The organism is Streptomyces phaeochromogenes (genome assembly GCF_001418655.1).
Classification (GTDB): Bacteria; Actinomycetota; Actinomycetes; order Streptomycetales; family Streptomycetaceae; genus Streptomyces; species Streptomyces phaeochromogenes.
Genome location: NZ_LIQZ01000182.1, coordinates 1 through 17800 on the forward strand (window position 1 = coordinate 1; position 17800 = coordinate 17800).

13 protein-coding genes and 1 pseudogene are annotated in these 17800 nt (G+C 71.2%); 8 read left to right on the forward strand and 6 right to left on the reverse strand.

The genetic code is table 11. From position 1 onward, the window contains the following. Both AOK17_RS24485 and AOK17_RS24490 read left to right on the forward strand, forming a co-directional pair. The coding region (locus AOK17_RS24485) for a saccharopine dehydrogenase family protein (RefSeq protein ID WP_483855181.1) at nt 1–421 on the forward strand (421 nt) is incomplete at its 5' end. 52 nt (nt 422–473) lie between these two features. Continuing rightward, entirely contained in the window at nt 474–1370 is an 897-nt protein-coding gene (locus AOK17_RS24490; RefSeq protein WP_055614702.1) for an adenosine kinase, read from the forward strand. Here AOK17_RS24490 and mmpA read toward each other — a convergent pair. From mmpA to AOK17_RS24500, 3 genes are all read right to left on the reverse strand, one after another. After that, nucleotides 1351–1497: a morphogenic membrane protein MmpA gene (gene mmpA, locus AOK17_RS51325; RefSeq protein WP_169801948.1), complete on the reverse strand. Its 147-nt coding sequence runs from the start codon at nt 1495–1497 to the stop codon at nt 1351–1353. The genes AOK17_RS24490 and mmpA overlap by 20 nt on opposite strands. 128 nt (nt 1498–1625) lie before the next feature. Next, the gene (locus tag AOK17_RS24495; protein WP_055614703.1) at nt 1626–2318 is read right to left on the reverse strand and encodes an endonuclease V; all 693 of its coding nucleotides are present in this window, start codon (nt 2316–2318) and stop codon (nt 1626–1628) included. A gap of 79 nt (nt 2319–2397) precedes the next feature. Next, nucleotides 2398–3510: a WD40/YVTN/BNR-like repeat-containing protein gene (locus AOK17_RS24500; RefSeq protein WP_079053257.1), complete on the reverse strand. Its 1113-nt coding sequence runs from the start codon at nt 3508–3510 to the stop codon at nt 2398–2400. A gap of 297 nt (nt 3511–3807) precedes the next feature. Here AOK17_RS24500 and ssgD point away from each other — a divergent pair, with 297 nt between their 5' ends. After that, complete coding sequence (gene ssgD, locus AOK17_RS24505; RefSeq protein WP_055614704.1) at nt 3808–4224, forward strand: spore wall synthesis regulator SsgD; 417 nt, start codon at nt 3808–3810, stop codon at nt 4222–4224. Between the two features lie 29 nt (nt 4225–4253). On the opposite strand, the pseudogene AOK17_RS53985 reads toward ssgD, so the two are convergent. Beyond that, nucleotides 4254–4448 (reverse strand): annotated as a pseudogene (locus AOK17_RS53985) (isocitrate lyase/phosphoenolpyruvate mutase family protein); the annotation flags it as partial. Nucleotides 4449–4494: 46 nt separating this feature from the next. Next, nucleotides 4495–5163 (reverse strand): GOLPH3/VPS74 family protein, encoded by a 669-nt coding sequence (locus AOK17_RS24510; RefSeq protein ID WP_055614705.1) that lies wholly within the window; start codon nt 5161–5163, stop codon nt 4495–4497. Between the two features lie 321 nt (nt 5164–5484). Here AOK17_RS24510 and AOK17_RS24515 point away from each other — a divergent pair, with 321 nt between their 5' ends. The 4 genes from AOK17_RS24515 (at nt 5485) to AOK17_RS24530 (ending at nt 11621) form a co-directional block, all read left to right on the forward strand. Next, entirely contained in the window at nt 5485–7116 is a 1632-nt protein-coding gene (locus AOK17_RS24515) for an ABC-F family ATP-binding cassette domain-containing protein (protein WP_055614706.1), read from the forward strand. Nucleotides 7117–7126: 10 nt separating this feature from the next. After that, a complete protein-coding gene (locus tag AOK17_RS24520; RefSeq protein WP_079053258.1) occupies nt 7127–9469 on the forward strand; it encodes an ATP-binding cassette domain-containing protein in 2343 nt (780 codons plus the stop codon). A gap of 178 nt (nt 9470–9647) precedes the next feature. After that, on the forward strand, nt 9648–10424 hold the full coding sequence (ddaH, locus tag AOK17_RS24525; protein WP_055614707.1) for a dimethylargininase: 777 nt from the start codon (nt 9648–9650) through the stop codon (nt 10422–10424). Nucleotides 10425–10640: 216 nt separating this feature from the next. Continuing rightward, a complete protein-coding gene (locus tag AOK17_RS24530) occupies nt 10641–11621 on the forward strand; it encodes an acyl-ACP desaturase (protein ID WP_055614708.1) in 981 nt (326 codons plus the stop codon). Between the two features lie 110 nt (nt 11622–11731). On the opposite strand, the gene AOK17_RS24535 is transcribed toward AOK17_RS24530, so the two are convergent. Beyond that, nucleotides 11732–15124: a hypothetical protein gene (locus AOK17_RS24535; protein ID WP_055614709.1), complete on the reverse strand. Its 3393-nt coding sequence runs from the start codon at nt 15122–15124 to the stop codon at nt 11732–11734. Between the two features lie 177 nt (nt 15125–15301). Between AOK17_RS24535 and AOK17_RS24540 the strand changes: the two genes are divergently transcribed. Beyond that, the gene (locus tag AOK17_RS24540; protein ID WP_055614710.1) at nt 15302–17773 is read left to right on the forward strand and encodes a hypothetical protein; all 2472 of its coding nucleotides are present in this window, start codon (nt 15302–15304) and stop codon (nt 17771–17773) included. Nucleotides 17774–17800 lie beyond the last annotated feature (27 nt).

The window sequence follows — 17800 nt, forward strand, 5'->3', positions numbered from 1 at the left end:
GTACGGGCCCGACTTCCGTTACCGGCACTACGCGGCCGTCGAGACGCTGCCGTTCGCGGTGGGCGGGGCGGCGGGGGCCGGGGCGGTCATCGCGGCGGCGCAGGTGCCGCCGGTGCGGCGGTGGCTGTCGGACCGGCTCAAGCCCGGCGACGGGCCCAGCGAGGAGAAGCGGGCGGAGAGTTGGTTCTCCGTGCGGTTCGTCGGCGAGGGGGGTGGTCGGCGCGTGTTCACCGAGGTCTCCGGTGGGGATCCCGGGTACGGGGACACCGCGAAGATGCTGGCCGAGTCCGCGTTGTGCCTTGCGTTCGACGAGCTTCCCTCGACGTCTGGGCAGGTGACGACGGCTGTTGCCATGGGGGACTCGCTGATTGAGCGGCTGCGGGGAGCTGGGATCAGTTTCCGGGTTGCCGCCACGCGGTAGTGCTCCGCGAGGCGCCCCGCGAGCCTGGACCCCGGCCACCACAGGAGTGCACTTGAGCCGCGCGATCGACGTGCTCGTTCTCGGTGGTGCCGGGGTCGACACCATCGTGTACGTGCCCGAGTTGCCGCTGCCCTTCGCCGACAGCCACATGGTGCCCGCGATCGAGACGCGGGCCGGGCAGACCGGGGACTTCGTGGCGCTCGGGGTGCATGCGCTCGGGCTGCGGGCGCACCATCTCGACATGCTCGGTGAGGATCACGCGGGGGATCTGGTGCGGGCGCTTCACCGCGACCGGGGTATCGCGCTCACCGAGGTTCCGCAGCCGGCCGGTACCAAGCGGGCGGTGAACCTCGTCGGGCCGGACGGGCGGCGGCTCTCGCTGTACGACAGCACGCGCGCGCGGGAGGAGGACCGGCTGCCCCCGGAGACCGTACGGGCCCTCGCCGCGAGGAGCCGGCACGCGCATGTCTCCATCACGCACCCCTGCGCGTACGCCCTTCCGGAGCTGCGCGAGGCGGGGGTGAGCATCTCGACCGATCTGCACAACTGGGACGGTACGCAGGCGTATCACGAGGCGTTCGCGTACGAGGCCGACGTCGTGTTCCTGTCGGCGGCCGAGCTGGCGGACCCGGAGCGGACCATGCGGCGGATCGCCGAGCGGGGCCGGGCCGAGGTGGTCGTCGCGACCGCCGGGGCCGAGGGCGCGTACCAGTTGCTGGACGGTGAACTGACCCGCATCCCGGCCGTCACGCCGAGCGCGCCGGTCGTGGACTCGAACGGGGCCGGGGACGCCTTCGCGGCGGGCTATCTCTTCGGCCGGCTGAGCGGCGAACCGCCCGAGCGGTGCGGGCTCTTCGGCGCGATCGCCGGGGCGTACGCGTGCACGGTGCCGGCCACACGGGCCGACGTCATCGGCCGCGAGGAACTGCTCAGAGCGGCCACCCCATGACCGTGTAGATCATCCCGGCTATCCAGGCGACTCCGGCGAGGACGGCGAGGAGCAGTCCGGCCATCACGGCCCGCTCGACGGGCTGGGTGGGGCTGGTGGCGGGCTTCGGGGCGCGGTGTGTCGTCATGCGTCACAGCCTGCCGATCATGCCGGGGGCCCGGCATCCGTACAGATACTCAGAACCGGTACTCAGAAGGCGTACTCAGAAACCGGCGCCGAGTACGCGTACTCAGGGGCCGCCCTCAGGGGTCGTCCTCAGGCGGCCGTCGCCTTCAGCGCGCGTCGGCACAGGGCGTCCGCGTGCCTGGTCGTCTCCGGTTGGCGGAAGCGCGGCGCGAGATGGAGGGTGTGGGCGCAAGCGGTGTCCAGGGTCACCCGGTGGCCGACGGAGACGAACACCGGCTTGACGCCCGGCTGGGTGCGCAGCGCCCGGCCGACCTCCTCCTCGCCCGCGAGCAGCGGTGAGGCGGATCCGCGTGGGGCGCCCGGCTCCTCGTACGTGAAGGTGAACGGGTTCTTGGCGACGCCGACCGTCGGAAGGCCGGTGAGGACGCCGAGGTGGCTGGCCAGGCCGAAGCGGCGCGGGTGGGCGAGACCGTAGCCGTCGCAGACGACCAGGCCCGGTGCGCACGGCAGCGCTTCGAGGGCGGCCAGGACGGCCGGGATCTCCCGGAAGGCCAGCAGCCCGGGGACGTACGGGAACGGCACCTGTCCCACGGCCGTGGCCTCGGCGACCACGTCGAGGGTCGACGCGTCGAGCACGACGGCCGCGGCCACGACGACATCGCGCTCGTCGTCGTACGCCACGTCGACCCCGGTCACCCGGCCGGTTCCCGGCGGCGGCCCGGGCTCGTCGAGCACCACCCGCCCCCGCAACTCGTCCTGCACGGCCCGGGCCTGGTCCTCGGTGGCGGGCCAGCCCGCGGGGATGCGTACGGTCGTCGTCATGATGTGACGAGCGTACGACCCCGCGGCCGACGGTCACTTGCCGTACCCGTTCCGGTCCCGTTCGCCCGGGGGACCCCGGTCAGCGCTCCAGGCGGGCCACCCGGCCCTTCTCGCCGGAGGCCCAGCAGGCCCGGTCGGGGGTGCAGTCCACGGTGTCGTACGAGCCGGTGTCCACGGTGCGCCAGGTGCGGCCACCGTCCGTGGTGAGGTCGGTGCCGGTGGGGCCTACCGCGAGGGCCGACGTGCGGCTGTGCGGGAGCCAGGTGACGCCCGAGCGGTAGGCGGGCGGCGGTGTGCCGGCCGTCGTCCAGGTGCGGCCACCGTCGCGGCTGGTCGCGGCGGCCTGCGGGGAGGCCTGGTCGGCGCGGTAGTCGCCGCCGACCGCGATGCCGTGCGTCCGGTCGCGGAAGGCGACGGCGAAGACGCCGCGCGCCGGGTCGCCCGCCGGGATCGGCGTGTCGGTGACCGTCCAGGTCAGGCCCCGGTCGGAGGAGTGCAGCACGCGCGCGCGTGCCGCTCCGCCGGTGGCCAGCCACACGTCCCGCGACCCCGAGCTCACCAGGCACTGTCCACTCGCCGCGAAGCCCGCCTCGCCCGGCTGGGCCGCGGGCATGCCGGCGCTCGGCAGCACCTTCCAGGAGCGTCCGCCGTCGCGGGTCGACAGGATGCGGAACTTGCCGTCCACCGGGTCGCTCATGGCCAGGCCGTGGCGGCTGTCGAAGAAGGTGATGCAGTCGTAGAAGGCCTTGGCGTCGGTGTTGCGGAACGACTCGGTCCAGGTCGCGCCGCCGTCCTCGGTCCGGAAGACCCTGGACGCCTCGCCCTCGCCGATGGCCAGCACCACGGCACGCCTGCCGTCGAAGGCCTCGATGTCGCGGAACTCCAACTCGGCGGCTCCCGGCGGCGATACGTTCCGCCAGTTCTTGCCGCCGTCGGCGGTGCGCAGCACGGTTCCCTTGGACCCGGCCAGCCAGGCGGTGTTCCGGCTGACGGCGGAGAGCCCGCGGAAGCGGACGTCCGCGCCGCTGTCCTTCAGCTCCCAGTGCGGCGCCTTCCCGCCACCGGAGCCGCTGCCCGGGCCGCCGCCCGGCCTGTTGTCCGCCACCTGGCCCGATCCCTGGTCCGGTCCGTGTGCCTGCGCGGGTGCCGTGAGCGTGGCGGCGAGTGCGAATCCGCACGCCGCCGCCGTCACCAGTCGCCTCGTGGATCCCGTACGGCCTGTGGATCTCGTATGTCTCGTGCGTCGCGTCTTCCCCAAGCCCCTCATGGCGGGCGAAGCTAGCCCACTCCCCCAGTGGCGTCCAGATGCCCCGGAAGGCATCGGCGGTCACTTGAGGAATCTTTGATCACTTCCGTGATTGAAGGCGGTGACGGAGGTCACTCGAATTTCATGCACTTTCATGCGCACGGATCGGCCGGTTCGAGCGTCTCTACAAGTGCCCGGCTCATCCGTCCGCCGTTCGTCCAGCCGTCACAAGGGAGCAAGGCGTTGTCCACCGTCATCGAGCAGCCCGTAGAGGCCCGTCTCGTCGCCGCGGCTCCGCGGATGCCGAGCATTCCCGCAACCCTCCGGTACGACCCGCACGACCCCTTCGCCGTCCGCATGTCCTTCCCGGCCCCTGCCACGCTCGAAGGCGTGGACGTGATCTGGACCTTCGCCCGCGAGCTGCTCGCCTCGGGCCTGGAGGAGCCGGTGGGCCGCGGGGACGTCCGCGTGCGGCCGTACGGGTACGACCGCATCGTCCTGGAGTTCCACGCCCCCGAGGGCACCGCCGTGGTCCACGTCCGCACGGGCGAGCTGCGGCGCTTCCTGGAGAGTACGACCCAGGTCGTGCCCTTCGGTCTGGAGCATCTGCACCAGGACCTGGACCAGCAGCTCGCCGAGCTGCTGCGGGACGCCTGCTGACCCCTTCCGGAGAGATCCCGGAGAGGTCGGCGCCCCTTCCCCAGCAGGGTGTTGAGCTCGCCGTGGTCGAGTCCGCCGGCCGGCGACTCGTACGTTCCCGTGCCCAGCAGCTCCCGCGCGGCACGGCGGACAAGCGCGTGTGCGGCCTGCGCGATGCCCGCGCCGACACCGATCCGGGCGACGCCGAGTGAGGACAGCTCGGCGACGGACGGGGCGCCGGGTCCGACATCCCTCCGTGCCTCACCCGCGGGGCGGGGGCGGCTCCCGCGCTCAGCTTCCGGGCACCCCTGTCGTCGTCATCACCAGGACCACCGCCGAACGGACCTCCTGGACGGCCTTCTTCAAGGCGGGAGTGGTCGCCCCGCTGCGTTCGACCAGGTCCTCGATCCGCTGCTTGTACTGCCGCTGCTCCTTGCCCGACAGCAGGGTGCGCAGCTCGGCCCCGGCGGCGAGGGCGACGAGTGCCGCGTCCTGCTCGGGCACCTCCTCGACGGGCACGGGCCCCTCCAGTACCTCCCGGGCCTCCACGCGCAACGCGTCCACGACGGCGACGCGGTCGATCTCGTACTCCACGGACGGGAACACCCCGAGCACCCGTGTCTTCTCCGCGCGCAGGTACCCGTCGGCGGCGAGCTGCGCCCGTACGGCGTCCAGGGTGACGCGGGCCCGCAGGCCGACCCAGGTCTTCCACCTGTGCGGGCGGGACTCCTCGACGAGTTCCAGGAGCCCGTCGAGGACGGGGTCCCCGGTCTGGGCGTCGGGGTCCGTGGGCGTGGCGATGCCGTCCACGTCGGCGAGCAGCCCGCGCTGTGCCAGCTCGGTGAGGGCACCGGCCCGGACGAGATGGGGAAGGTGGGCGGCGTCGGTGACCTTCAGCTTCGTGGTGTCCCAGGCCAGCAGGTAGAGCCGGGCGGGCAACGAGAGGGAACCGGTGGGCACGGGGTCTCCTTGGTGCGGTCGAGGTGGGGGCTCACGTTAATTCGTTGACAGCCGTGAGAGCCCTTCGTACGGTGTATGACGGTTCTGTTGTCGCCGATTGGAGAAGGACGTTGCTCGTCTGAGGTCCTGAGACACCTCGTCACACACGTATCCGTGTGTGCGCAGCGTGCGACCTCGGCATTCGAGCCGTCCTTCGGAACAGGGCCTTCCCCTTCCCTCCGAGGATGCCTTGAGGATCTCTGTCCGTCCTCTCGGCCGTCGTCGCCGCCCCGGTGTCTCGATACGCGTTGCCCTGACCGCATCAAGTACCGCGAGGCGCGTATGTCAACCTTCCCCACCTCCATCACCTGTACCTCCCTTTCCTTCGCCTGGCCGGACGGCACCTCCGTCTTCGACGATCTGCAGGTGGCTTTCGGACCCGGCAGAACCGGCCTCGTCGGCGTCAACGGATCAGGAAAATCAACCCTGTTGAAGCTGATCGCCGGGCAACTGACCCCGGCCGACGGCACCGTGCGTGTCGCGGGCGAGGTCGGCTATCTGCCGCAGAACGTCACCCTGGACACCGGTCTGCGGGTCGACGAGGCGCTGGACATCGCCGCCAAGCGGACCGCGCTGCACGCCATCGAGGCGGGCGACGTGTCCGAGGCGCACTTCGACGTCGTGGGCGACGACTGGGACGTGGAGGAGCGAGCCGTCGCGACCCTCGGCGAACTCGGCCTCGGCCACATCGAGTTGGACCGCACCATCGGCGAGGTCTCGGGCGGCGAGTCGGTGCTGCTGCGGCTGGCAGCGCTGCTGCTGCGCCGGCCCGACGTCCTCCTCCTCGACGAGCCCACCAACAACCTCGACCTGTACGCGCGCCGACGGCTGTACGCGGCCGTCGAAGCCTGGTCCGGAGTCATGATCGTGGTCAGCCACGACCGTGAACTCCTGGACCTGGTCGACCAGATCGCCGATCTGCGTTCCGGCGAGGTGACCTGGTACGGCGGCAACTACTCGGCGTACGAGGAGGCGCTCGCCACCGAGCAGGAGGCGGCCGAGCGCATGGTGCGTGTCGCCGAGTCCGATCTGAAGAAGCAGAAGCGTGAACTGGCCGAGGCGCAGGTCAAGTTGGCCCGGCGCAAGAAGTACGGACAGAAGATGTTCGAGCAGAAGCGCGAGCCGAAGATCGTCATGGGTGCCCGCAAACGGGCCGCCCAGGAGTCCGCGGGCAAGCACCGGATCATGCACGAGGAGAAACTCGCCGAGGCGAAGGAGCGCCTCGACGACGCCGTGGACGCGGTGCGGGACGACGACGAGATCCGCGTCGACCTGCCGTACACGGCCGTACCGCCGGGCCGGAACGTACTGACGCTCCTGGACCTGGAGTTGGCGTACGGCGCTAGCGTGGGCAGCTTCGATCTGCGCGGGCCCGAGCGGGTCGCGCTGATCGGGCGCAACGGGTCGGGCAAGACGACTCTGCTGCGGACGATCGCGGGAGAGCTGGAACCGGTCTCCGGGGAGGCGCGGGCACATGTGCCCCTGCGTTTCCTGCCGCAGCGGCTCGACGTGCTCGACGACGAGCTGACGGTCGCCGAGAACGTGGCCCGGTTCTCGCCCGGCGCCACCAACAATCGGGTCCGGGCGCGGCTGGCCCGCTTCCTGTTCCGGGGCGCGCGGGCCGACCAGCGGGCGGCGACGCTCTCCGGCGGCGAGCGGTTCCGGGCGGCCCTGGCCGCGCTGATGCTCGCCGAGCCCGCGCCGCAGGTCCTGATGCTGGACGAGCCGACCAACAACCTGGACATGGCGAGCGTGCGGCAGCTCACCACGGCCCTGGAGTCGTACGAGGGAGCGCTGATCGTGGCCAGCCACGACGTGCCGTTCCTGGAGTCCATCGGGATCACCCGCTGGCTGCTGCTGGAAGGAGGAGAACTCAAGGAAATCACGCCAGAAGCTGTCGGGTATCCCGGCTAGCTTCGGCGGTATGAGCCAGTTGACCACCGGTACACATCAGCCCGCCACCGGCCCTGACCAGCACGTTTCCGGTACGCACTCGTTCATCCGGGTGGTCGGGGCCCGGGAGAACAACCTCCAGGACGTGACCCTGCGCATCCCGAAGGGCCGGCTCACGGTCTTCACCGGGGTGTCGGGGTCGGGGAAGTCGTCGGTCGTCTTCGACACCATCGCGGTCGAGTCGCAGCGCCAGCTGAACGAGACCTTCACCTGGTTCGTCCGCAACCGGCTGCCGAAGTACGAGCGACCGCACGCGGAGGCCATCGAGGACCTCTCGCCGGCGATCGTCGTCGACCAGAAACCGGTCGGCGGCCACTCCCGGTCGACGGTGGGCACGATGACGGACGTGTACTCGGTGATCCGGGTGCTGTTCTCGCGGCACGGCAGCCCGAGCGCGGGCCCGGCCACCGCGTACTCGTTCAACGATCCGTCGGGCATGTGCCCCGAGTGCGACGGCCTCGGGCGCACGGTCCGGCCCGACTGGGACCGCATCCTGGATCCGGACCTGTCCCTGGCGGACGGCGCGATCATCTTCCCGCCGTTCGCCGCGGGGACCTGGCAGGGGCAGGGGTACACCAACACCACCGAACTGGACCCGCACAAGCCCGTACGCCAATTCACCACGGCCGAGCGGGAGTTCCTGCTGCGCGGGCGGCCCGGCAGCAAGGTCACCATCAGCGGCTCGGGCGGCACCTGGAACACCGACTACGAAGGGCTCGCCGACCGTTTCGAGCGGCTGTATCTCAAGCGGGACCTGTCCGCGCTCAGCCAGAAGACACGCGACCAGGTGCAGGGCTTCATGACGGAGGGGCTCTGTCCGGGGTGCCGGGGCGCGCGGCTGAACGAGGCGGCACTCGCCACCCGGATCGGCACCGGGCCCGCCGGGCGGCCCGGCCTGTCCATCGCCGACTGCACCAGGATGCAGATCAGCGACCTGATCCCCGTACTGAAGGACATCGACGACCCGGTCGCCACTCCGGTCGCAGCCGCCGCCGTGGCTTCGCTGGAGCGGATCGAGGGGATCGGGCTCGGCTATCTCAGCCTGGACCGGGAGACGCAGACGCTGTCCGGCGGGGAGGGGCAGCGGCTGAAGATGGTGCGGCACCTCGGGTCGAGCCTGACCGGGATGACGTACATCTTCGACGAGCCGAGCGTCGGGCTGCACCCGCGTGACGTGGGGCGGCTCGGGGATCTGCTGCTGCGGCTGCGGGACAAGGGGAACACGGTGCTGGTCGTCGAGCACGACCCGGACGTCATCGCCCTCGCCGACCACATCGTCGATATGGGACCGCGGGCGGGGGCGGACGGCGGCCGGGTCGTCTTCGAGGGGACTCCCGGCGGGCTGGCCTCGGCCGACACCCCGACGGGCCGCTGTCTGCGCCGCCGCACCGAGGTGAAGCGGCGGACGCGGACGGCCACCGGCGGGCTCTGGGTGAAGGGTGCCGGACTGCACAACCTGCGGGACGTGACGGTCGAGTTCCCCACGGGTGTGCTGACCGCGGTGACCGGTGTCGCCGGTTCGGGAAAGAGCACGCTCGTCTCGAAGGAGTTCACGGCCGCGCACCCGGACGCCGTGGTCGTCGACCAGTCGTCCATCGGCATCTCGGCGCGGTCCACTCCGGCGACGTACCTCGGCGTCATGGACACCGTACGGAAGATCTTCGCGCGGGAGACTGGCGTGGAGCCGGGCCTGTTCAGCTTCAACTCCGATGGAGCGTGCGGGACTTGCCAGGGGCGCGGGGTCAGCTACACCGACCTCGCGTTCATGGACCCGGTGACCACGACCTGCCCCGACTGCGAGGGGCGGCGCTTCAAGGACGAGGTGCTGCGGCTGACCGTGGGCGGCAACTCCATCGTCGACGTACTGGAGATGACGGCCGATCAGGCCCTGGGCTTCTTCGAGGACTCGGGCGTCCGCCGCCGTCTGCGGGCTCTACGGGACGTAGGGCTAACGTATTTGACGCTCGGTCAGCCGCTGTCCACTCTCTCCGGCGGGGAACGGCAGCGCATCAAACTCGCGACCCGGCTCCACCGGACGGGGGCGGTGTACGTGCTCGACGAGCCGACGACCGGCCTGCACATGTCGGACGTCGACGGCCTGCTCGCCCTCCTCGACCGGCTGGTCGACGCGGGCAACACCGTCCTGGTCGTCGAGCACAACCTCGAAGTCGTCGCCCACGCCGACTGGGTCATCGACCTGGGGCCCGACGGCGGCAAGGACGGTGGGCGGGTCGTCTTCGAGGGGACGCCGGGGCAGCTTCTGGACGCGGAGGGGTCGTTCACGGCGGAGCACCTGCGGCGGTTCGTGGCGTAGGGCTCCGGCGGGGGCATGAGGGCGAGGGCATGGGGGCGATCGACCGCGGGAGGGAGTGCGGATAGGGACACACCCGCCACAATCCCCTCTCCAGCCCCGCACCCCGGGGGGCTGTTGCGACTCCGGCATGGGCTGCATGATGTGCGGGGACACAACCGGCCGAGACGGAGAAACGTACGTGCCCAGCCAGAAAGCCCTCATCCGCCGCCCGAGCCCCCGCCTGGCCGAGGGTCTGGTCACGCACATCGAACGCACGAAGGTCGACGTCGAGCTGGCGGCCGAACAGTGGGAGGCGTACGCGGAGGCACTGCGTACGCACGGCTGGGAGACCGTCGAGGTGGACCCCGCCGACGACTGCCCGGACTCCGTGTTCGTGGAGGACGCGGTGGTCGTCTACCGCAACGTGGCGCTGATCGGCCGCTCCGGCGCGGAGTCGCGGCGCGGCGAGACCACCGGGGTCGAGGAGACCGTGGCACGGCTCGGCTGCTCGGTGAACTGGGTGTGGGAGCCGGGCACGCTCGACGGCGGTGACGTCCTGAAGGTCGGCGACACGATCTACGTCGGCCGGGGCGGACGGACCAACGGGGCCGGCATCCAGCAGCTGCGGGCCGCCTTCGAACCGCTCGGCGCCCGCGTCGTGGCCGTACCCGTGAGCAAGGTGCTGCACCTGAAATCGGCGGTCACCGCCCTCCCGGACGGCACGGTCGTCGGGCACGAGCCCTTGGTGGACACCCCGTCGATCTTCCCGCGCTTCCTCGGGGTGCCGGAGGAGTCCGGCGCCCACGTGGTGCTCCTCGGCGGCGGCAAGCTGCTGATGGCGGCCAGCGCACCCAAGACCGCCGAGCTGTACGCCGATCTCGGCCACGAGCCCGTCCTCGTCGACATCAGCGAGTTCGAGAAGCTCGAAGGCTGTGTGACTTGCCTCTCGGTCCGGCTCAGGGGGCTGTACGCCTGAACGACCGACTGGGACACCCGTTCGCCCCCTGGGACCTGCGGTGTCCGCCAGGTGGGCGACTCCGGGAGACCGCTGTTGCCGATCTCCGGAGAGATCCTTGCTGATCAGGGCTCTTTACGTCGCGCTTAACCTACGGCATCGTAACCTACGGATACGTAGCCTACGATGCCGTAGGTTGTGTGAACGCTCAGTATTTTCGTCCCCTCTGGAGCCCTCGTGACGATCACTTCTCCCCATCTCGGCAGCCCGTCCTCCGACTGGACCGACGCACGGCTGCTGTTCGCGCTGGAAGAAGTGGTGGAGACCGAGCTCAACCGTCACCTGAAGGTCGCCAAGGACTGGATGCCGCACGAGTACGTGCCCTGGTCCGACGCCCGCAACTTCCCCGGCATCTTCGAGGACGGCGAGGCCTGGGACAAGGAACAGTCCAAGGTCACCGAGCTCGGCCGCATCGCGCTGGTCGTGAACCTCCTCACCGAGGACAACCTGCCCAGCTACCACCACGAAATCGCTTCCCTCTTCGGCCGCGACGGCGCCTGGGGCACCTGGGTGCACCGCTGGACCGCGGAGGAGGGCCGGCACGGCATCGTGATGCGCGACTACCTGCTCGCGTCGCGCGCCGTGGACCCGGACCAGCTCGAAGCCTTCCGCATGATGCACATGAGCGAGGGCTTCGAGTCGGACAACCGCCACTCGATGCTGCACTCCGTCGCGTACGTCGCCTTCCAGGAGCTCGCGACCCGCGTATCGCACCGCAACACCGGCCACCAGTCGGGCGACCCCGTCTGTGACCGCATGCTGGCGCGCATCGCGACCGACGAGAACCTGCACATGGTCTTCTACCGCAACCTCCTCAAGGCCGCGTTCGAGCTCGCCCCGGACCTGACCATGCAGGCCGTGCGGGACGTCGTCGTCCAGTTCCGGATGCCCGGACACGGCATGCCCGGCTTCGAGCGGGCCGCCGCGCAGATGGCGATCGGCGAGGTCTACAACATGCGGATCCACCACGACGACGTGCTGATGCCGGTGCTGCGTCACCTCAAGGTCCTGCAGATCGACGGCCTGGGCCCCGAGGGCCTCAAGGCCCAGGAAGAGCTCGGTCTCTACATGGGCGGGCTCGACGCCGAGGCCTCCAAGTTCGACGAGAAGCTCGCGGCTCGCAAGGCGCGGATGGCGGCGAGGGCCGCGGCCGTCTGACCGATTGGCTCGGGCGAGTCGTTCAGCTGCGGCTCGCCGAGCGCTGAGCGCGCCCACGCGGCGGAGCCGCATATCGACACAGCCCCGCGCCCCTTGGGGCAGCCCCTGGCTCACTCGTACGCCGTCATCTGTGCCAGTGCCGCGTCGCGGACGTCGGGCTGCGGGTGGCGGCGCAGGGTCCGTAGCTGGGCCCGCCACTGAGGCGCCCAGCCCGTGCGGGTGCCGAGTGTGGCCGTGATTGCCGTGGCCAGCAGTCCCTCGCTGTGGCCGCCGTGGACAGTCAGCCGTTGGGCGGCGCCGAGCAGGATCTCGGCGTCGCCCTCCTGCGTCCGGCGGAGCCTGGCGGCGAGTTCCGTGGCGGTGCGGGCCGCGAGCACCGGCCGGCCTGCCGTCAGCGCGGCCAGCCGGTCCAGGGCCGTGTCGACCTGCTCCGCCTCCGCGTCCAGGTCGAGATGGAACGCCGCGATGGTGGCGGCCTGCGGTACGAATCCGTCATAGCTCGCGAGCAGCTCACCGGCTCCTAGGGCCGCTTCCCGGATGGGCCCGGCGGCTGTCCTGGCCTGCTGGGCGAGCCGGGCGACGAGGTAGTCGACCCGTTGGCGGGCGGGGCGGTCGCGACGGGCTTCGGCGTCGGCGGCGAAAGCGTTGGCACTGGTCCCAATTTCGGGCTCGGACTCGGATTCCCCCTCCGCCTCGGCCAGTACGCGCAGAGCCTCCCGCAGGCCCCCCGCTCCCCCGGCCGCTCCTGCCGCCGCGACCACGAGACCCTGCCCCGCCGCCCGCCAGCTCGTGCGGTTCGACAGGTCCGCCGTGGCCGAGGCCAGGACGGTGGGGGCGTCCGGGGACCAGGGCGCCCAGTGGGACAGGGCGGCGAAGGCGAGGGTCGCCGTCGCCGGGTCGTCGGTCGCGCACACGTCACGTACGAGACGGGCGTACCGCGCGCGGTGCCGTTCCGGCAGGTCGAGGGGCGAGACGCGCAGGACGGCCGCGCGGAGCACCGGTTCGGCGCCCGAGGCGTCGTGCAGGAGCGTCCAGACACTCTCCTCGGTGAGCAGCGTGCCCGCAAAGGCTACACACGCGGCCCGGACGTCGAGGTGGGCACCGGGCCGCTCGTACGCCTCGGCGAGGAGCCCCGCGGCCACCGGTATCGGGAGCCGGGCGGCGGCCAGACGGGCGGCCTCCTTGCGGCTGGTCACCTTGATGCCCGGGCCGAGCAGCACCTCGCGCAGCTGTTCCACCAGCCGCGACGGCGGCACGTGCCGGGATGCCCGGGTGGCCGCGTACACGGCGACTCGGGCGCGGTCGTTCCCGGCGTGCGCGAGGAGTTCGGGCAATGCGTCGCCCGGCCGGTCGGTGTGGGCGAGCGCACCGAGCGCGGCCTCCGCGAGCACGACGTCCGACGAGCCGGTCCAGTCGCGTACGAGTCCGACGCCCGCGCCCGGTATCCGCGCGCCCTGCGCGATGGCGGCCACCCGCGTGTACGACGGCAGCCCGGCATCGGCGGCCTGATCGGCCAACTGCCGGGCTACGGCCTCCTGTTGACGTGGCAGCCAGCGTCGTACGTCGTGGTTCACGGGCACTGTCCATGGGCTGCCCTTGGTGAGGAAACGCCCGTACGGCGGGGTGTCCGCGAGGAGCACGTCGAGGAGGTCGGTACGGCGTCGGGTGATCACGTCCAGGACCGGCCACAGTGTTCCCGCCGAGGGTTCGAGCGAGAGGACGCGCGCGGCCCGTTCGTCACGGGTGGCGGGCGGCTCAAGCCACAGCTCGACCGCGTCGCGTACAGTGCCGTCGCTTCCGAACCTGACGGCCTGCCACAGGAGTTCCTGCAGCTCGGGCATGCCCGCGGTGCGACGTCCCACGGCCCGGGCGAGCGAGAAGGCGAGGCTGTAGTCGGACTTCTCCGCGCCCGCCTCGATCCACGGCCGCAGTGCCTCGTACACCTGGTGTTCCTGGCCGCGCCGCAGCTTCTCGTCGAGTCGGCCCAGATCGGCGCGTCCGGTGTTGCCGGAGATCCGGACGAGTGTGCGCAGCGCCCAGTTCACCAACTCGCGCGACCCGCCCGCCGCGTGCTCCCGCAGCACGGACAGGGCGAGCTCGCTGAGGTTGTCCCGGGTCTGGTGCGAGGAGTCCCGGGCCTCGACGGCGTCGGCGGCGATCCGGTCGAGGTGCGGCTCGGCGTCCTCGGTGAACAGGGCGGGCGGGGTGCGGGAGACCGCGTTCAGAGCGGGCAGCCGCACCGGGTCCTGTTCGTTGCGCAGCCGGGCCGACTCCTCCAGGACGGAGGTGACGGCCGCGGAGTCGCCGGAGCGGGCGGCGTTGCGGATCAGCAACGGCCAGGCCAGCGCCCGGTCTTCGGCGGCGGGGCGGCGCGTGGCCTCGACGAGCCGCTCCCGTACCTCGTCGACGGGCAGGAAGGATTCGGCGAGCAGCACGGTGTCCCATGTCTCTCCGCGCTCGCGTGCCGCGGCGGCCATACGCCGGGCCTCCTCGGCGACGCAACTGCGGGGAAGCGCCTCAAGGATGACCGCGTCCACGGAGGCACCGCCGGCGCCCCGATCCGCGGTCGACGCCGTGTAGAAGGCGTGACGGCGAGCGGGCGGCAGCGCCTGCAGGAGCGGCGCGAGGCCACCCGACGCGGCCAGCATCCGCCCGTAGACGGCGAGTTCCTCGGCTTCCGATCGGGCCAGTCTGCGCTGCAGCGAGCGACTGCGTGCGCCGATGTAGGAGGGGAAGCGGCCCGAGATCAGCAGCCGGAGCACGCGTTCCGGCGCGACGGCGGCGAACTCGCCCACCCGGTCGAGGAGTTGAGCCGGGATCCTGGAGGGGCCGAACCGCTCGACCAGCTCCAGGACCCGCAGTGGCTCGGCGGTCACGGTGACGACGACGACCTCCGAGTACCGCTGCCACCAGGCGTCACGCAGCGACTCCGGCAGCCCTGCCAACTCCCGTTCCACCACGCCCAGTAGGGCCCCGGGGTGCCGCCGGCCGAGGGACTTCGAGCCCTTTACGGCGTGCAGCAGCGAGGGCAGCAGCCGGGCGACCGTCGCCGGGGAGCACCCGGGCAGCAGCCGTGCCGCCTCCTCGTCGCCCCATTCCGCCCGCACCCCGTCGACGAGCCGGTCCGCCAGCGCGGTGCGCCGGCCCGCGACAACAGCACGCAGCAGCTGCCGGCGTATCGCCTCGGGCGCGTCGATGAGCGCCGACTCGTAGGCGGAGTCCGGCACTTGGAGACTGTCGGCGGTACGCAACGCGTGCCCGCGCACGAAGGAGTCCGGATCGGCGATACGCGCCGCGATCCACTCGGTGTCCCCGGCGACGGCCGCCGCGACGACGGCGAGCCCTCGCTCGTAGGCACCGCGGGTTTCGAGTTCGTCCAGCAGCGGACGCGTCTCCTCCAATTCCCGTGTGCGAGCGGCGAGTTCGCGCATGCGCAGGGGGTACGGGAGTGGATCGAGGGCGTTCAGCAGGCTCTCGGCCTGGTGCCGCGGGGTGTGGACCATGGGGTGGATTGTGCCTGCCGGGGCCCGTGGTGCGCGCCGAATTACCGATGTGGCCTGCCCCGAAGCCGAAAGCCGCCCATCGTGCCCCGCCCGTCCGCCGTACGCATTTAACCGTCCGTCGTACGCATTTACGGGTCGCCCCCGCGGTGCAACGGTGCCCGGAGGGGGTGACACACCATGGCACAGACCCATGAGTGGATGTTCTACGAGGTCATGTGGCGCGGCTGGGCGGGCAAGGGGCAGGTTCCGTATCCCGTGCCCTGGTGGGCGCAGCAGGCCTTCCGGCGCTGGAGCGACGACTTCGACGCCGGCACGTACGACTCGAAGGAGGCGGCCTTCGCCTCCAACGCCCTGTACCGCTACTGGCACATGGTCGGGGTCAAGGACCACCGGCAGGAATCCCTGATCGGGCAGGCCGGCGAGATCGAGCCGGTCTACGACAAGTACTGTCTCTCGTTCTTCCTGCACGATCCGGCGACGGGCACGCTGCGGCTGCCCCAGCTCCCGGACGGCGGAAGCGTCGAACAGCGCATGGAGGCACCGCACTTACCGGTCGTCGTCACGACGTTCCGTACTCCGGAGGGCGTCGAGCTCGTGCAGCGCACCTTCGCCACACCCGTCGGCGCACGGCAGCGGGACCTCGTCGTCTCACGGGTGACGGTGAGCAGCCCTACCGGGCAGCCGCACGAGGGATTGCTGTGCGCGGCGGTCATGCCCGCCGGGCCGAGCGGGTTCCAGCGGCACGACCGCAACGGCCGTCAGATCACCGACCGGCGGCTGACCTACTTGCGTCACTTGCCGGACGAACAGCGCGTGGAGACCAACTCGGGGTGGGGGCCGGTCTTCGACACCCCGCCCGAGCAGTACGGCGTGTACGGCAACCCGGACTCCTCCTTCGATCCGGACACGTATCTGGCGCACAGCCCGTTCCACGACCTGGTTACGGGCGGCAAGCTGAACGGCGCCCTGGACGCGCAGGACCAGGTGGCCGGGCTGTGCAGTGCCGTGTTCGCCTGGCCGTTCCGGGTCACCGCGGACGAGGTCTTCGAGCTGGACGTACGGCTACCGGTCGATCTGTACGCCGGAGCCGACGATCTCGCGGAGCTGAAGGGAACCCAGGCAACTGAACTGGAGTCCGCCAACCGCGACTTCTGGGCGGCGAAGCTGCTGGGCCAGGGACTCCAGCCTCAACTACCGTCCCCGGTCGGCCATCTGACGGACCTCTTCCGGCAGTCGCGGTCACAGCTGCTGATCCTCTCCGACCACGGGGAGATCCATCCGGGCCCGACGGTCTACGACTCGTTCTGGATCCGCGACTCGTCGGTGGAGGCCACAGCCTGCTCGCTGGTCGGCGATTCCGCCCTGGCGGAGCACCAGTTGGGCACGCACTACCCGCTGCGGTTCAACCGGGGCACCGGCCGGATCGGCCCCTGCGCCGAGTACGGCTTCTACGGCGGCCCGCACGAGAAGGACGACCGCGAGTGGGACAGCAACGGCCAGGCACTGTGGGCCATCGGCCGGTTCGACCGAACCGTCGGCCGACAGACGGCGTTCGGGGCGAAGTTGTACGTCCCGTACGTGCGCGACGCGGCCCGCTGGCTCCGCGACAACCGTGACGGGTACGGACTGTTGTACAGCGGCTGGAGCGCCGAGCACCTCGGCGAACGCGACAAGCCGCACTACTGGGACGACCTCTGGGGCCTCGCCGGGCTGTACGAGGCGGCGCGCCTCGCGGAACGGATCGACGCACCGGAGGTACCCGAACTCTGGGCCGCCTTCGACGACTTGAAGCGCGCCACCGGCGACTCGATCCGCTGGGTGCTGGCCGAGCAGCGCGCTCGCGGCGCCTGGGAGACGTACATCCCGACCGGGCCCGCCGACGTCGGACGGCTCGACTCCACGATGATCGGCACGGCCGCCTACTTCCACCCGCTGCGCCTGCACATGGGCAGCAAGCTGGGCGAGGAGGTCGACCGGGCCGCCCGCTCAACCCTGGACACGATGTACGCGCACTTCGTCACCGGCGGCTATCGCCACGAGGCGGCCTGGAACGCGTACGGGCCTTATCTGACCCTCCAGTTGGCGCACGCCTACCTGCTCGCGGGTGATCCCGCACGGATGGACGAGTTGCTCGGCTGGACGGTCGGCGCGGGCTTCCCACGAACGGCGGGACGGGTGGCGGCACTTGGCGCGTGGAACGAGCAGCACGCGTTCCCGGTCGCCTCGGACTTCGCCGAAGTCCCGTACCGGCCCTGGTACATGGGCGACATCCCGCACGGCTGGGCGGCTGCCGAGTATCTGCTGCTGATCCGCGACATCCTCTTCTTCGAGGCGGACGAGGACCGCGATCCGCATCTCTACATCGCGCCGGGCATACGTCCGCACTGGGTGCCGGAGGGCGAGGAGGTCGCGGTGGAGGCGGCGCCCACGCTCTTCGGGGAACCGTTCGGGTACCGGCTCGCGCACGATATGGCCGAGCGAACGGTGACCGTCGACATCACGGAGGCTCCGGACGGGGTGCGGTTCGTTTATCCGTGCCGGTTCGGCCGGGTGCGGGCGGCGTCGGCGGACGGGCGGGACCTGGAGGTGACGGGCCAGGACGTGCGGGTACCGGCCGGGACGGAGCGGTTCACCGTGACGTACGGGTGAGACCTACGAGTGAGACATACGAGTAAC

Excerpts from the sequence above, each read along its gene's own strand:
- AOK17_RS24515 (WP_055614706.1), top strand. The coding sequence starts at position 5,485 with ATGTCAACCTTCCCCACCTCCATCACCTGTACCTCCCTTTCCTTCGCC.
- AOK17_RS24535 (WP_055614709.1), bottom strand. The coding sequence starts at position 15,124 with ATGGTCCACACCCCGCGGCACCAGGCCGAGAGCCTGCTGAACGCCCTC.
- mmpA (WP_169801948.1), bottom strand. The coding sequence starts at position 1,497 with ATGACGACACACCGCGCCCCGAAGCCCGCCACCAGCCCCACCCAGCCC.
- AOK17_RS24520 (WP_079053258.1), top strand. The coding sequence starts at position 7,127 with ATGAGCCAGTTGACCACCGGTACACATCAGCCCGCCACCGGCCCTGAC.
- AOK17_RS24495 (WP_055614703.1), bottom strand. The coding sequence starts at position 2,318 with ATGACGACGACCGTACGCATCCCCGCGGGCTGGCCCGCCACCGAGGAC.
- AOK17_RS24540 (WP_055614710.1), top strand. The coding sequence starts at position 15,302 with ATGGCACAGACCCATGAGTGGATGTTCTACGAGGTCATGTGGCGCGGC.